Here is a 16,882-nt window from a genome sequence, read left to right on the forward strand (position 1 = left end):
AGGTTGAGGTAATGACGAAAAAATATGTGTATTTTTTTGGTGGCGGTAAAGCCGAGGGAACGGCTGATATGAAGAAACTTCTCGGAGGTAAAGGTGCAAATCTTGCTGAGATGACGAACATTGGATTACCTGTACCACCTGGATTTACAATCACGACTGAAGTTTGTAGTTATTATTACAAACATAATCAAACTTATCCAAAGGGGCTTGAAGAACAAGTTAAAAAAGCACTTGCGAAAGTTGAGAAATTAGTTGGAAGAAAATTTGGAGATCCAAAAAATCCACTTTTAGTTTCCGTTAGATCTGGTGCTCCCATGTCAATGCCTGGAATGATGGACACGATCTTAAATCTCGGTTTGAACGACGAAACTGTTAAGGGATTAATTGAACAAACGAAAAATGAAAGATTTGCTTGGGATGCCTACCGAAGATTTGTCCAAATGTATGGCGATGTCGTCCTCGGTTTGAAACCTGAAACTAAAGAAGAAAGAGATCCGTTTGAAGTTTTAATTGAAGAGAAGAAAAAAGCAAGAGGAGTTGAACACGATGTTGAATTAACAGCCGAGGATTTGAAAGAGCTCGTTTATGAGTTTAAGGAATTGATAAAGAAAAGAAAAGGAGTTGATTTCCCCGAAGATCCTTGGGAGCAGCTTTGGGGAGCAATTGGAGCTGTTTTTAGATCGTGGATGAATCCAAGAGCCGTTGCATATAGAAAGATATACAGCATCCCAGATGATGTTGGCACCGCTGTTAATGTTCAAACGATGGTTTTCGGAAACATGGGTGAAGATTCAGGTACTGGTGTCGCATTTACGAGAAATCCTGCGACTGGTGAAAATGAATTCTATGGTGAGTTCTTGATGAACGCCCAAGGTGAAGATGTCGTAGCTGGAATAAGAACTCCTTTGCCGATTTCAAAACTGAAAGAAGTCATGCCGCATGTCTATGAACAGCTTCTTGAGGTTAGGAAGATCCTTGAGAGCAGATTGAAAGATATGCAAGATATTGAATTTACCATAGAGCGTGGAAAACTTTACATGTTGCAAACACGCGCTGGGAAGAGAACAGGTTTTGCTGCGATAAGAATAGCGGTTGATATGGTTGAGGAAGGTTTGATAACAAAAGAAGAAGCTTTGTTAAGGATAGATCCAGATTCATTGAATCATCTTTTGAGGCCGATTTTTGATGCCGTTGAAAAGGAGAAGGCAATTAAAGATGGTCGTCTTCTTGCGAAGGGATTACCTGCTGGACCAGGTGCAGCTACCGGTAGAGTTGTCTTCCATTCAGAGGATGCTGAGGAGTGGGCAAGAAGAGGTGAAAAAGTTATTTTGACAAGAATTGAGACATCACCTGATGACATAAAAGGAATGCATGCTGCCGAAGGAATTCTCACATCGCGTGGTGGTATGACATCGCACGCAGCGCTCGTAGCAAGGCAAATGGGTAAAGTTTGCGTCGTTGGATGTGGCGCGCTTGACATTGATTATGTCAAAAAGGAAATGAGAGTTAATGGACAGGTTATAAAGGAAGGGGATTACATCTCAATTGATGGTTCAACGGGTGAAGTTATACTTGGTAAGATAACCACAAAGCCGAGTGAGGTTTTGCAAGTCCTCGTGGAAAAAACACTTGATCCTGAGCAAGCACCAGTATATAAGCAATTTGAAAAATTAATGAAATGGGCCGACGAGGTAAGGAAATTGAGGATAAGAACAAATGCCGATCTACCAAAACAAGCAGAGATCGCAGTTGCATTTGGAGCTGAAGGAATTGGGTTGACAAGAACTGAACATATGTTCTTTGAAGGAGATAGGATCATCTCAATGCGAAAGATGATACTTGCTGATACAAAGGAAGAAAGGGAACAAGCTTTGAACGAGCTTTTGCCACTTCAAAGGCAAGACTTTTATGGGATTTTCAAGGTTATGGGTGATAGACCTGTAACAATAAGAACACTTGATCCACCGCTTCATGAATTCTTGCCGCATACTGACGAAGAGATAAAAGAATTTTCTGAAAAAACAGGAATACCAGAGGAAAAGATTCGCAGGAGAATAGCTGAGCTTAAGGAATTCAATCCAATGCTTGGTTTCAGAGGTTGTCGTCTTGGAATCGTCTATCCTGAAATTACGGCGATGCAAACGAGAGCCATAATTGAAGCTGCTTGCGATGTCGCAAAAGAAGGAATAAATGTTAAACCTGAAATAATGATACCTTTAGTCGGTCATATAAACGAGCTTAAGAATCAGGAAAAGATCGTGCGTGAAATTGCTGAAAAAGTTATGGAGGAAAAAGGAATTAGGGTTGAATATTCGGTTGGGACAATGATTGAGGTTCCGAGAGCAGCGATAACTGCGGATGAGATAGCCACAGTTGCGGAGTTCTTCTCGTTCGGAACGAATGACTTAACGCAAATGGGAATGGGACTTTCAAGGGATGATTATGAGAAGTTCATTTACAAATATCTTGATTTTGGGATTTACGATAAAGATCCATTCCAGACAATTGATGTTAAGGGCATCGGTGAATTGATGAGGATTGCGGTTGAGAAAGGTCGTTCCGTAAGGCAGAATCTAAAGGTTGGAATTTGCGGCGAACATGGTGGAGATCCTGCAACAATTGAGTTTTGCCACAAGATCGGGCTTGATTATGTGAGTTGTTCACCTTATCGCGTGCCAATTGCGCGTCTTGCTGCTGCAAGAGCTGCGTTGTTGTATGATGGAGTTAAGAAATCAACCGTTGCAAAAAAAGCAGTTAAAAAGACCAATAAGACAGGTAAGCAGAAAGCAAAGTCAAAGGTAAAAGCAAGATAAAGTCAAGGCGGGGGATTAACGCCCCCGCTTTTAAATTTTAAAAATAAGCGCAAGAGAGCCTTATGAAACTTTCAGATTTCAATTATCAATTGCCAAAAAATTTAATTGCGAAGTATCCAGTTGAGCCAAGGGATAGCTCAAGATTGCTCGTAATTAATAGGAAAACGAAAACTTTTGAGGATAAGGTCTTCACCGATATAGTTGATTATCTTGAGGAAGGCGATTCACTTGTTTTAAACAAAACTAAAGTTTTCCCAGCAAGGTTAATTGGTAGGAAAGAGAAGACGGGTGCAAAAATTGAAATACTTTTGCTTCGTGAGCTTAATCCTGAAGAACATCTTTGGGATGTCCTCGTTGAGCCAGCTCGCAAGGTTAGGATTGGAAACAAGATATATTTTGGTGATAATAACGAAGTGTATTGTGAAGTTATTGATAATACCACATCCCGTGGTAGGACATTGAAATTTCATTACGAGGGCGATTTTTTCAAATTCATAGAAAAATATGGACAAGTTCCGCTTCCGCCTTACATAAAGAGACAACCAGAGGAAGCTGACAAAGAATGGTATCAAACTGTGTATGCGGAGGTAATTGGATCAGTTGCAGCTCCAACTGCTGGGTTACATTTCACTACAAGATTGTTGAAAAAGATTGAAAAAAAGGGAGTTAAAATTGTCCCGATTGTCCTTCATATTGGGATTGGGACATTTAGAAAAGTTGAGGTTGAGGATTTAAGTAAGCATAGAATGGATTCTGAATATTTTGAAATCCCACCAGAAAGCGCTCGCTTAATAAATGAAACAATAGACAATAAAAAAAGCGTCGTCGCTGTTGGAACAAGCGTTGTCAGGGCGCTTGAATCAAGTGTAACTGCGGACGGACATGTGAAACCTTATAAGGGGTGGACGGATAAATTCATTTATCCTCCATATGATTTTAAAATCGTGGATAAACTTATAACTAATTTTCACGCACCTGAGTCAACTCCGCTTATTCTCGTTGCTGCTTTTGCGGGGCTTGATCTTTTGATGCAAGCTTATAAACACGCGATCAAAAATGGTTACAGATTTTTAAGCTACGGTGATGCTACGCTTATAATCTAAAAACTAATCCCATCTATTTTCTTACATGCGAACCTTTGTCTTCATTGCCATAAATCTTCTGCTAATCATAGTTTTTGCTTATCTTATTCGCAAGAAAAATTTGCTAAGTTATTTTGATTCAGGGCGTTGGTGGATAACATGGTTTGCGGTTTCAATAATAACATTGATGGATGAGTTAACATCAATTTATTACGCTCCTTTTGAAGCATATAGGTTTATCGGAATAAAAGCGATCATCTATATTGCTCTCACTTCTCTTTTCATCCGCTTCTTATCAACAAGGATGGTTGAAATAGCTGAGATACTTGAGGTTCATAACATAAAAGGTGGTGGGGTTTATTCATTTTCGTATCTTGTCCTTGGACCTGTGGTTTCTTTTATTGCGGTTGCGTCAATACTTGTCGTGTATATTTTAACAGCTTCAATTTCAACTGTAAGTGCCGTTGAAAATGGCCTTGCTTTTGTATCAATACCGTCGCATATTAAGTTCCTGCTTAAAATCCTTGTCGTTTGGTTCATAGCTGGACTTAACATTCTTGGGATAAGAGAAAACGCAAGGTTTACATTTGCCATTTTCATCTTTGCTTCTTTTGTGCTTTTGAATTTGATAGCTGGCGGATTTTTGAACTTTGGCGATTCATCAATGAGAAAAGTTGAGGAAGCTTTTTCTCTTTTCATTTCTGATATAAATCAACCTTCAATTTTCCAATCTTATGCGAACCTCGTCACTGGGATCGGGAGTTGTATTCTCGCTTACTCTGGCATTGAATCAGTTCTTCAAACAGCTTCGCTTGTTAAAAGTTGGCATGATGTAAGAAAAGCCTACATTTTTCTTGCTTTAACGGTTGGAATAGTTACTCCGCTTATTGCTCTTTTTGCTCTTTCGTCAACTATTGAATTAGAAAAGCATGAAACAGATCTTATTCCAACATTTGCTGAAAGCGTAAATGGTTATTGGTTTGGGATAGTTGTGAGTGCTCTTGCAAGTATAACATTGATAATGGCTGTAAACACAGCAATGGTTGCTTCTTCGGAATTAATAGAAAAAATATGTGAGAGATACAACTTTCAATGGTTGATGAAACTAAATCGTCGTGGTTCCCTTTATAGAATTCACATCTTTAACGCAATTTTTTATTCAATTATACTCTTCATAACGAGCGGTAGTCAGGCAATGCTTGCTGAGATGTATGCGGTTGGACTTGTTGCAAGTTTTTCAATTAACATTGGCTCTCTTGTTATTTACAGATATCGCATGGGAACGAAGGAAATAACATATCACACATCAAGGACTGGGACTTTAATTTTATTTGTCTTGATCTTTAGCATCTTTGTTTACATAGTTATGCATCGTCTTTATGGAGCTTTGCTTTGGTTGTTTATGACTCTTTTCTTTTTGGTTGCTGGATTGAGAATTTCAAAATTTAGAGCTCCGGAGATTCCGATCAGGCGTGTCACGGATAGCCCAATGGATGTGGTCTTTGCGATTATGGATGTTGAATCGGACGAAGTTCATATTCATTTCAAGAGACCAAAAGAAAGCATTGAAAATGTAGATTCAAATGCGATATATGTAAGTTTTTATTCACCTCGGCTTGATAGACCGGAGAGAAGTTTGCCGAGACATTTTTGGATTTCCATTCAACCGAGGACAAACTTGTTTGATATGATCGTTGGTTTGCTCAACACGATAAAATATGAAGTTCCACCTGAAAAGAAAATACACATTCATTTTGGTTGGCCACTTTCATCTTGGCTTGATAGATTATCAACGGGGATCATGGTTTATCACATAATAAGTTTGCCGAGAAAGTTTCCAGAATTTATATTTCACATTGATTACATTGCCGAAAATGAAAAACGAGGAGGGAAAACTTGAAGGTAACAGCTATAATTCCAGCTGGAGGCTATGGAAAAAGAATTGGTGCGGGGATACATAAACAATTAATAGAGATATCGGGAAAACCAATTTTGATACATACTCTTGAAAAATTTGAAACTTGTAAATGCATAGATTCCATAATCATAGCGACCGCGCCCGAGATCTTACTTGAGGTTGAGAAATTGGTGAAAGAATTTAACATAACAAAAGTAGTTGAAGTCACAATAGGTGGAAACGAAAGACAAGATTCAGTTTATAACGCTTTGCAAATTATGGTCTATCATCACACTGAAATTGTCGTAGTTCACGATGCGGTGAGACCTTTTATAACATGTGAAAAGATTTGTGAGGTTATATCGGCTTGTAAAGAGACGGGAGCAGCTATCCTTGCGGTTCATCCCAAGGAAACGATAAAACTTGGGCGCGATGATGGTTTCGTTGAAAAAACGCTTGATCGCAATTTGCTTTGGCTCGTTCAAACACCGCAGGCATTCTATTATACAATTTTACAACAAGCGTATAAAAGAGCATACACTGATTCTTTTTACGGAACAGATGACGCTTCACTTGTGGAGAGATTAGGCATTAAAGTTAAAATAGTTGAGGGTTTATACGAGAACATAAAAATAACAACTCCTGAAGATATTGAATTTGCTAAAATGTTGCTTAGTAGGGGATAAATTTTTTAATTTTATACAGATGCGCCTGTAGCTCAATTGGACAGAGCAGCGGACTTCGGATCCGCGGGTTGGGGGTTCGAGTCCCTCCAGGCGCGCTAAAATTCTGAACAATTGTAAATTATCAGATAAATACATTTCTCGCTTCTACATACAACTTTACATTTTTCAATTACACATTCACAACCGCAAACGGGACAAATTATTTTATCTTTAGATTCTTGCTTTGGCTCGTTGTTGTTTAAAGCATTGAGATTTTCTTCAAACATCTTAAATGTTCATATCTTTTGAAATTAACTCAATATCTCCACCTGATGATGAAGCTTTGATGGTGGTTTCAGAATTTTGTTTCCCGATCCAACCTTTTAGCTCAAAGCTTGATTTCTTTTCAATCCTCGTGGGGAAGTCAACTTTGATATTTCCACCAGATGATTCAAGATCAACATATGCATTTAAGTTTGAGGGAGCGTAAATTGTTATATCTCCACCGGCTGTTGACAGTTTCGTCGTTCCAAGCGGAAGAGCAAATTCAACCTTTACATCGCCGCCAGCTGAAAAGGCAAAGATAGAGCCATTTAATTTGTTAACCGTTATATCTCCACCTGATGATTCAATTTCAATTTTACCTTGGTATTGGCTTACAATTATATCTCCGCCTGCTGTCTTTATTTCGCTATCACCTCTGCAATTTCTGATTCTTGTATCACCTCCAGCTGAAGAAGCATAAATTTCGCCGTTTAACTCTTCAATTTGAATATCTCCACCTGCGGATGAAAGCTCAAAGTTTGATGTAAAATTTTGAATTTTTATATCTCCACCCGATGATTTGATAACAACATTTGACAAACTATCTGGAGCTTTTACAACAAGCTGAGATGCTTCAATCCCCTCCACTTGAAAGAGGTCAAATAAATCGTAAAAATTTAAAATCCTAACTTTCTTTTTTCGCTTTACTTTGATCGTCAAACGATTTTCTTCTTCGTGAAATGAGACATCAAATTCTTTAAGTTTCTGACTCAAGCCTTTCACATAAAAATTAACCTCAATCTCATTTGCATCGTGAGATTGCATTATGACATCTGCTATGCTTGATTCAATGATGATTTCATGTTTGGGGCTTGCTTTGAACGACTTTGAAATTTTCAATTCGTTGGTATCACTAAGTTCTTCTTCCAGCGGGGTTTCCGTTATTTTGATGTTGGAGCAGAGAAGCAAACCGCCAGCAAAAATAAAACCAGTTAAGATGAAAATCAAAAATTTTACATTCATCATTTTGTGAAACTTTTGTTTTTCTACTTGCTGAGATACGAGAATTATTCTGTAATGTTTCAATTATTTTTTCACTTCGCTGGCGGTTTTGAAGGTATGGAGGAGCGCATCTACTTGGATAACGAGTTTCTTCTTTTCATATCTCGGAGCGAAAATAGAACCATCAATGAAATAGATTCGCTTTTGAGTTGAGTCGTAAAAAACATAAGAAACAAAAGGACCTCCACCTGTGAAGTCATTAAACCTCCACAACCCTTGAACCCTTATAGCGTATCTTCCATTGAAATTAACTGGGAAAAAATAGAGATGTTTTATGCTTTCTGGATCGTCTGCTATCACAACCCAGGCGTCGTCTCGCGTTGTTCTGTAAAACTTTCTCGTTATCTCGTTTCTTTTCTCGGCTATCCATACTTGATTGAAAAATCTATACGGTTCATATACAGAATCAATCCAATGAACAAAGATAAACCTTTCCATATCCTCAGGTGTCCTTCTTCTCAACCAAACAAATTTTTCTTGTGCTGAATCTTTAGCGATATAGTAATCATGCTGAACAAACATCGTCCATCCGTATTTTTCAAGGAAATATCTTTCAATGTCTTTTTTGTTATGCCCTTCTGAAATGATCGCATTTAGCTCACGATCAAAGAATTCATCCCTGAAATAGAGATAAATTTCGTTTCTATCTTTTGTTAGGCGTCTTAAAAGCGTCTCCTTATCTTTTGCGACAAGGAAGAGAACAATTTGACCTTTGCTCCATAGGTCTTTCTTGATGAATAGATATGCTGAATCCTTTTCAACAAGTTCTTTGGAAACGGGGTCAAGCATATTTTGGGTGTATAAGCTGATTTCACCTTTGTCGTCAAGTGTGGAAACAAACATTAAATTCTTTTGGTATTTCAATTTGTCAATGGAGTAGATTTGAAACTCGGGCTTTATTATGAACAAGCTTTCTGGTTGTGGTGTGTAAAGTAATCGGTGAAATACGGATTTCAAAGGTCGCTCTATTTGTGCATAGAGGGATGAGTCAATATAAGTTATGATCTCTGTTTCATCGCCTGTAGCTTTAGGTTTGAGATTTGAACACGAAATTAAAAAGAGGAAAAGAGGGAGAAAAGCGATGATCTTTTTCATAACAGGTGGAAAAAATTTATTTTAAAAAGTAAAGGTCAAGGTTTGGATAAAAAATTAGGTAAAGGATCCACATCGTCGCCCCTATGCTTACGGGAATTAAAAGGTTATCATCAACTTTGAGGTTAATTGATGCAGCTTCAATAATCCCACCAACTATAGCAGACGCCATAGTTATTATGTATTCACCTGGCAAATTTTGGACTTTGGGGGCAAGTAGGACAACTGGAACTGCAGCTAAAATGAAAGCGATCGTCCCTTCAAGTGATTTTTTGAAAAATTTATGTTTTCCAAATTTTCTACCGAAAACTGCAGCGCTTGCATCTGAGAGTATGAGTATTGCGAAGGCATTTATCACTATAAACTTTGGGAAGATAATTACGCAAACAAGTGCGGAGATGAAAACCCAAGTCGCGCCATTTAGATTTTTTACTTTATGATCCCTTTCGTGTTGGCGTAGAATGAAACCAAAGAACTTGTAAAAAAGTTTTTGAACGGTGGGGTTGTAATATCTTATAATATCAACTGTGAGGAAGCCAAGGGTTAAAACGATTAAAATTTTTATCGCTAAATCGCGGGGTGTGAAATAATAGATCACAGGGATTAACATTGAAAACTGATGTATCGCCTTGCGGATATACTCGGCTTTGTAATTTCTGTCTATGTTTTTGTTGAAATCAATTATGGCTTCGGAATAGTCGGGGACTTTAGATATCTCATTAATTCTTTGGTTCAGTGTTTGCAGATACTCTTGTAGAAGTTTCATTTTGACCATTCACTTTCTTTTGTATAGGTGGTAGCTCCTCTCCTTTTATAACTTTATCTATTTCATCACCTGTCAGTGTTTCTCTTTCAAGTAGCGCATTTGCAAGGCGATGAAGTGCATCTATGTTTTCAAGTAAAATTTTTTCAGCTCTTTCCATACAACTTGTGACTATTCTCTTGACTTCTTCATCTATCAATATCGCAGTTTGTTCACTATAATTTTGGTGTCTGGTTATTTCTCTTCCGAGGAAAATTTCCTCTTCTTTTGTACCATATGTCAAAGGACCGAGTCGTTCGCTCATTCCCCATTCGCATACCATTTTCCTTGCGATTGTTGTTGCTTTTTCAAGATCATCCGCTGCACCGGTTGTTAGCGAATTAAAAATTATTTTTTCCGCTGCTCTTCCACCGAGAGCATATGTTATTATCGCTTCAAGGTATTCTTTTGAATAAGTGTGTCTTTCATCAATTGGTAGATAGGTTGTAACTCCAAGAGCTCTGCCACGAGGAATTATCGTAACTTTGTGAACTGGATCAGCTTCTGGCAACATTTTCGCAACGAGGACATGACCTGACTCGTGGTAAGCTGTTACTCTTTTCTCACGCTCTGATATTGCGACATTTTTCCTTTGAATTCCCATCATAACCTTATCTTTCGCTTCTTCAAAGTCCTGCATTGTCACAAGATCATGATTTTTTCTTGCAGCAAGAAGTGCAGCTTCGTTTACAAGGTTTGCGAGATCGGCTCCGGAGAATCCTGGTGTTGATTTTGCGATTACCTCAAGATTCACATCTGGAGCTAGAGGTAATCTACGCGTGTGAACTTTAAGGATCTCAAGTCGTCCTTTTACATCAGGTCTGTCAACAACGATTTGTCTATCAAATCTTCCAGGTCTTAAGAGTGCTGGGTCAAGTATATCAGGTCTGTTGGTTGCAGCGATTACAATTATTCCGCTGTTTTCTTCAAAACCATCCATTTCAACGAGAAGTTGATTCAAGGTTTGCTCTCTTTCATCATGTCCTCCACCGAGCCCTGCTCCTCTATGTCTTCCGACGGCGTCAATTTCATCTATGAAAACAATGCAAGGAGCAAGTTTTTTCGCTTGTTCAAAAAGATCTCTAACTCTGCTTGCTCCGACACCAACGAACATTTCAACGAATTCAGCACCACTTATTGAAAGAAATGGCACACCTGCTTCCCCTGCAACAGCTTTTGCAAGTAGTGTTTTACCAGTCCCAGGCGGTCCAAGCAATAAAACTCCCTTAGGAATCTTGCCACCAAGTCGCTGAAATTTTGCTGGATCTTTGAGGAATTCTATTATTTCCTTTAATTCTTCTTTAGCTTCGTCAACGCCAGCGACATCATTGAATGTAACTTTGGGTATGTTATTTGTCACGATTCTTGCTCTACTTTTTCCAAAAGTGAAAATGTTTCTTGTCGTAGTTCCCTGCATTCGCCTGATTATCAAAAACCATACGAAAATCAGCAATATCCATGGAATTATGCTTAAAAGCGCGTTTAGCCATTGATCGCTTTCTTTAACGAAATTGAACTTGATCCCACGGCGTGTCCATTCATCTATCACTCGCGAATCCGAGGCGTTGGGTAAAAATACGACGAATTTATCACCTCTTACTTTTTTCCCATCAACAGTTATCATTTCCTCCGGCTCTTTAAGAACGCCATGAAAATCAAAGTTATTCACATCTGTTTTCTTTACTATTGCTTCTTTGATCTTACCTGCTTTTAGAAATTGTTGGTATTGGTCAAATGTAATTTCATATTCATGTTTTTGATTTCCTCTGAACCAAACCATAAGTGCGAAAACAGCGGAGATAATTATCAACCAGCTTAAAATCACTCTTGTGACTTTTCCCCAGTTGAAATCATCGTTATTGCCGTTATCCATTTGAGGTTTTCTCATTTTTCTATCGTTTTTAATGAATTTGTTATCATTTGAATTTAAAAATTGCCTAAACATTTTTCAAAACCTCCAAGCAAAAGTTTATTTTTGTGAATCAATAACATAGATCGCCTTTAAGTTTCGTCCTTTCTGGGCGTAATCAAGACCGTAGCCGATAACGAACTCGTCACCTATTTCAAATCCAATATAATCAATTTTGAAGTCAATTTGAACTCTGTTCTTTTTATATAACAACGAAACTATCCTTAAAGATTTCGGGTTTTTGAGCATGATCAAGTTTTTGATGAACTTTATTGAAAGCCCAGAATCAATCACATCTTCAACTACGATTATATCTCTTCCCGTCACTTGGCAATCAAGATCTTTCAAAAGTTTTACATGACCTGAGGAAATTTTTTCGTCTCCGTAGCTTGAAAGTTTAAGGAAGTCAACTTCGCAGTCAATTTTAACTTCGCGAATCAAATCAGCGAAAAATATGATTGAACCATTTAGGACTCCTATGAAGATCGGCACGCTTCCTGCGTAGTCCTTGCTTATTTGTTCGCCAAGTTCTTTTACTCTTCTTTTTATTTCCTCTTCGGTTATTAAAATTTTGAACCTTTCGCCGTTGATATAAATTATCTCATCGTTCATTGCTCTGTAGAATTGGTTTTGGATGAAATTCAATTTTTAAAATTTTTTGTGTTGAATCAGTTATTTTAAATCTGTCGTCAAGACGAAGTCCACAGACCCAAACGATCTTCCCTTCGGATTCAAGCACAAGGATTTTTTTCTTGTCATAAACAGGTATTTTAAGGTCAATAAGAAAGTCGCTAATTTTTTTTCTTCCTTTCATCCCAAGTGGGACAAACCAATCGCCAGGTTGCCAATTTCTCAAGATGAGTTCATCAGCTATAAGGTCAGCGTCAATGTATTCAACTTGCGAATCGCGATTGAATTGAACTTCCTCTTTTTTGACAAATTCGGATGAAAATATAAAAAAGTTAGTTTCAAACTTTTCACCGGGATGAACATAAGTGTAGATCTCGGTTTCGGCAAATTCAGGTTTTCGCAAGAAGACGAGATATTGTCTATCTCTGTAGACGTAAAGATTTTTTGAGATCGCAATGGAGCTACCGGGAGTTGAATCAATTAAATTAAGCACTGCGAGAACTTTTGCAAAGTCAATCCTTTCATTGAAAAATGTCTCAATCGCTGAGATTATAACACTTTCTTGGATGAAGAAAAGATAGCTTTTCAACCTGTGAATGTCAATTAGGACTTTTCCGGGATTTTCCTCAATTGTGATGAAATTTATAATTTTTGATACCTCATAGCGTACAAATTCGCTTAGCTCCGAAAATATCTGTGCAGTTCGGTTAAGAGTTTCAATGATTGCAGGGTTTATGTTTTCACTTATTAAAGGTAAGAGTTTCAAGCGTATATAGTTTCTTCTGTAAGCTGTTTTGAAGTTTGATGAATCAATTCTATATGGTAATCCTTTTTCAGAGGCATATGTTTCTATTTCGTCTCTCGTTGCGAATAGAAGTGGTCTTATTATGTTTCCTCTTTTTACCTGTATCCCGGCGAGTCCGCTTACTCCGGAACCGCGGAAAAGATTTAAAAGAACTGTTTCAGCATTGTCATTTGCATTGTGTGCGATTGCAATCTTATCAAAACCTTTAAGCAATCTAAGTGTTTCAAAAAAGTTATATCTTAATTCTCTTGCTCCTTCCTGAATTGAAATTTTTTTGGTTTTACAGTATTCTCTTGTGTCCTCGCTTCTAACATAACATTCAAGGCCAAGCTGGGAAGCAAATGCTTTAACAAAATTTTCATCTTCGTCTGATTCTTCTCCTCTCAACTTGTGGTTGAAATGGGCAACGATGAGTTCAAGTTTAAGTTGATTTTTCAGTTCGTTTAGAAGATCAAGTAAAACTATAGAGTCAACTCCTCCGCTTACGGCGACTATGATTTTATCTTTGGGTGAAATAAGCTTATTCTTTTGAATAAATTCACGGAAGCGATTTATAAAATCTCTTATCATCTCAGCTGTGTCAGATATTCGGTTTATATAAAAAAACCTTTCAGTCATTGCGGGACTGAAAGGTTTCACTTTGAAATTGTAGCGGGTGAGGGACTCGAACCCCCGACACGCGGATTATGATTCCGCTGCTCTACCACCTGAGCTAACCCGCCACATGGGTTGAGTTCTATAAAAATATAAGGATTTAGATAAAAAAAATCAACTTTGAGGCGAAATCGTTTTCGGTTTTCAATGTTTATCTCAATTTTTGAATTAAGTAAACACCGACCCTCTTGACAACTTGAGGTTTTTATATTATATTTAAGCAGAAATGTGTTCTCCAAAAAATGGGAACTCAAACTTAAAATGGAGGCAAATTATGTTAAGAAGGTTACTTCTTTTTTATTTGTTTTCACTTTTGATTGTTGGGGTTGCTCTTGCTGGTGAGACGGGGAAAATTCGTGGTAAAGTTGTTGACAAAGAAACAAAAGAACCCTTACCTGGAGTAAATGTTGTTTTAATTGGCACGGCTTATGGTGCTGCTACCGATTTGAAAGGCGAATATGTAATAGTTAATATCCCAGTTGGCACATATGATGTAAAGGCGTCGTTCGTTGGATATAGAGCTGTTACCATAAAAGGAGTGAGGGTTTTGCCTGACTTTACAACTGAGGTTAATTTTGAGTTGCCGAGCGAAACAATTCAACTTGAGGAGGTCGTTGTTACAGCTGAAAGAAAGTTAATACAAAAAGATGCAACTTCAACAGTCACAGCAGTAACTGCACAAGAAATTCAATCAATCCCTGTTAATTCATATCAAGAGGTCATGATCTTAGCTCCTGGCGTGGTTCAAGCGAATAACGGGGGACTTGGAGGTGGAGATGACGGAATACATGTTAGAGGTGGCAGAACACATGAAGTTAGTTATGTAGTTGATGGCATTCGCGTTGACGATCTTCTCTATGGTGGGTCGGCTCTTGATGTGTCCAGACTTGGAATAGCATCGGTTTCAATTTTATCTGGGACATTTAATGCTGAATACGGACAAGCGCAATCGGCAGTTGTTAATATCGTAACTCAAGAGGGTGGTTCAAAGTTTTCTGGAAATTTAAGGGTTGGGACAGATCAGTTTGGGAAACTTGGTTGGAAAGATAACGATTGGGGGACATTTAGAGGGGAATTTTCATTAAGTGGTCCTGTTGTTCCAGGGAAGGACTTTGCGACATTCTTCATCAGTGGAGATAGGTCTTTTACTAGAACCTATTTAAACAGATTCACAGGTCCAACATATAAAACTCCCGGTGGAAGAGTGATACAAAATACTTATGAAAATCTTGGCTTTTTTGATAGTAGGGTTAGAGGAAACGCAAAGTTCACATTGAAATTCTTTGAAAACTTGAAAATTCGGCTTGGATATGCTGTGACCAATAGAAAGAACAAAGGATATGACCATTACTTTAAATACCAATATCTTTTGAAAATGAAAGATCCAAGTTTACCGGAGTTTCAAGGGACGAACTATAGAACCAGCACTCTTTATTCGGCGCATCTAACGCACGCTTTGAGTGGAAATACTTATTATGAAGTTAAGTTTTCACAGTTTAACACAAGATATAAGTTCTACATTTACGAGGAACAGCTGAAGGGAGATTTCTCAAGAATATTTACGCCAGTTAGAGGGAATAATTTATTTGATTCAACATCTAACTACGAGTTCGGTGGTCCTTACAGGGCGACTTTGTGGTTAAAAGATGCTTTGAAAATGGGATTCCCACTTTATCGTGATTATGTCATTGGCAGTGATACGATCAAAAAAGGAACAAGGTTAACTCCTGAACTTATCGCAAGATTGAGACAAGCAGGGATTGATAGGGTAGATGTTTGGGCTATTTCAATGGATGATTATGTTCAACATTACTTTGTTTTAACAAATACATTTTCAGCAAGTTTTGCCAGCCAAATTGACAGATATAACTTTATTAAGTTCGGTTTTGAATTCAAACAGTATGACCTTAGCGACTGGTGGATAAGCGGTATAAACAGCTATTGGGATCACCTTGATACACTACAGCCCGAAGATACGCGTCATTATGAAACAGCTTATTATAAGTTTAGACCTGTTCAAGCAGCTGCTTACATTCAGGACAAAATTGAAATTGAAGATCTTATCATAAACATTGGACTTCGTTTTGATTATTTGAATCCGAAAGCGCCAGATGTTTATAAAGTAATTGATTTAAGGGCATCGGATCCAAACGCTGATATCTCAAAAGTTGGAAATGTTAAACCTAAGTGGCATATAAGCCCAAGAATTGGTTTCTCGCATCCAATTTCCGATAGAGCAAAGATTCATTTCGCATATGGTCAATTTTATCAGTATCCTGATATGTTTTTCCTTTACAGAAGATTTAATCAGAATAATCCGAATTATCCATATCCAAACCTTGCTCAAGGATATGAACCCAGAATCGGTAATCCAAATCTAAAACCTGAGACAACACACGCTTACGAGGTTGGAGCTGATGTAGTTTTGACCGAAGATATTGTTATGAGCATAACTGCATTTTACAAAGATACTTATGACTACATTTCAACAAAGCGTTATTTCAGAGATCCATATACTTATACACAGATTGTGAATCTTGACTATGCAAATTCAAGGGGAATTGAGTTCGCGCTGAGAAAGAGATTGAGCAATCATTACGCATTTCAAATAAATTACACATACTCAAGGGCAGAGGGTAATGCAGATAATTGGGCGACGCATTTCTGGGAAGCTTATACCGCATCCGTAACCGGTTACATTCCACCAAAGAGGACAACAACTCTTGCTTGGGATCAGCCACATACTCTTTCATTTATCTTTAATGTAATTTATGACACTTGGGGATTGAACTTCATTGGTAATTTTGGAAGTGGTCTTCCATATACTCCAACAGATGCAAGGGGAACATATTTGACGGGTGAAATAAATAGCGGAAGACAGCCATGGACTGGAAACATTGATGTCAGAGCTTATAAAACATTCAAGATTGGATTCTTAAACGCCACCCTTTGGGCTGATATCACTAATCTTTTAAACAAGAAGAATGTTTTAAATGTATTTGACGATTCTGGAAGACCTGATTATAGCACGAATCCTGCCATTTCTCCGGAGAACAGGCATAGACCGCATTGGTTTAGCGCACCAAGACATGTTGAAATTGGGATAGAATTAAACTTTTAATTTTTAGTTTGATATCTTAACAATTTCCCGCCACAGGTGTGGCGGGGTTATGTTAATTTTTTTACCAATAAAAATAGGAGTTAAGA

At 37.9% G+C, this 16,882-nt stretch carries 11 protein-coding genes and 2 tRNA genes; 6 read left to right on the plus strand and 7 right to left on the minus strand.

The annotated features are described in order from the left end of the window. The first annotated feature begins 11 nt into the window (after positions 1-11). The 5 genes from ppdK (at position 12) to NZ923_08965 (ending at position 6,573) form a co-directional block, all read left to right on the plus strand. On the plus strand, positions 12-2,813 hold the full coding sequence (gene ppdK, locus NZ923_08945) for a pyruvate, phosphate dikinase (protein MCS7230145.1): 2,802 nt from the start codon (positions 12-14) through the stop codon (positions 2,811-2,813). Positions 2,814-2,875: 62 nt separating this feature from the next. Beyond that, positions 2,876-3,916 carry a tRNA preQ1(34) S-adenosylmethionine ribosyltransferase-isomerase QueA gene (queA, locus tag NZ923_08950; protein MCS7230146.1) on the plus strand — a complete coding sequence of 347 codons (1,041 nt, stop codon included), beginning with the start codon at positions 2,876-2,878 and terminating at the stop codon, positions 3,914-3,916. A gap of 25 nt (positions 3,917-3,941) precedes the next feature. Continuing rightward, positions 3,942-5,795 carry an APC family permease gene (locus NZ923_08955; GenBank protein MCS7230147.1) on the plus strand — a complete coding sequence of 618 codons (1,854 nt, stop codon included), beginning with the start codon at positions 3,942-3,944 and terminating at the stop codon, positions 5,793-5,795. Then, complete coding sequence (ispD, locus tag NZ923_08960) at positions 5,792-6,478, plus strand: 2-C-methyl-D-erythritol 4-phosphate cytidylyltransferase (protein MCS7230148.1); 687 nt, start codon at positions 5,792-5,794, stop codon at positions 6,476-6,478. Before NZ923_08955 ends, ispD begins: the two co-directional genes overlap by 4 nt. A gap of 21 nt (positions 6,479-6,499) precedes the next feature. After that, a tRNA-Arg gene (locus tag NZ923_08965) sits at positions 6,500-6,573 on the plus strand. A 172-nt stretch (positions 6,574-6,745) separates the two neighbouring features. On the opposite strand, the gene NZ923_08970 is transcribed toward NZ923_08965, so the two are convergent. The 7 genes from NZ923_08970 to NZ923_09000 all read right to left on the minus strand — a co-directional run bounded on the left by NZ923_08970 (position 6,746) and on the right by NZ923_09000 (position 13,743). After that, on the minus strand, positions 6,746-7,747 hold the full coding sequence (locus tag NZ923_08970) for a DUF4097 domain-containing protein (GenBank protein ID MCS7230149.1): 1,002 nt from the start codon (positions 7,745-7,747) through the stop codon (positions 6,746-6,748). Between the two features lie 60 nt (positions 7,748-7,807). Continuing rightward, a complete protein-coding gene (locus NZ923_08975; GenBank protein ID MCS7230150.1) occupies positions 7,808-8,878 on the minus strand; it encodes a DUF4837 family protein in 1,071 nt (356 codons plus the stop codon). Positions 8,879-8,894: 16 nt separating this feature from the next. Further along, positions 8,895-9,641, minus strand: a complete 747-nt coding sequence (locus NZ923_08980; GenBank protein ID MCS7230151.1) for a dolichol kinase — start codon at positions 9,639-9,641, stop codon at positions 8,895-8,897. Beyond that, complete coding sequence (gene ftsH, locus NZ923_08985; protein MCS7230152.1) at positions 9,595-11,622, minus strand: ATP-dependent zinc metalloprotease FtsH; 2,028 nt, start codon at positions 11,620-11,622, stop codon at positions 9,595-9,597. Before ftsH ends, NZ923_08980 begins: the two co-directional genes overlap by 47 nt. Before the next feature lie 24 nt (positions 11,623-11,646). After that, entirely contained in the window at positions 11,647-12,198 is a 552-nt protein-coding gene (gene hpt / locus NZ923_08990; protein MCS7230153.1) for a hypoxanthine phosphoribosyltransferase, read from the minus strand. After that, on the minus strand, positions 12,188-13,639 hold the full coding sequence (gene tilS, locus NZ923_08995) for a tRNA lysidine(34) synthetase TilS (protein MCS7230154.1): 1,452 nt from the start codon (positions 13,637-13,639) through the stop codon (positions 12,188-12,190). The genes hpt and tilS overlap by 11 nt, the downstream gene beginning before the upstream one ends. 31 nt (positions 13,640-13,670) lie before the next feature. Continuing rightward, positions 13,671-13,743 (minus strand) — tRNA-Met (locus tag NZ923_09000). Positions 13,744-13,949: 206 nt separating this feature from the next. On the opposite strand from NZ923_09000, the gene NZ923_09005 reads away from it, so the two are divergent. Beyond that, on the plus strand, positions 13,950-16,796 hold the full coding sequence (locus NZ923_09005) for a TonB-dependent receptor (GenBank protein MCS7230155.1): 2,847 nt from the start codon (positions 13,950-13,952) through the stop codon (positions 16,794-16,796). Positions 16,797-16,882: the final 86 nt, after the last annotated feature.

Source organism: Candidatus Kryptonium sp., from assembly GCA_025060635.1.
Taxonomy (GTDB): Bacteria; Bacteroidota; Ignavibacteria; order Kryptoniales; family Kryptoniaceae; genus Kryptonium.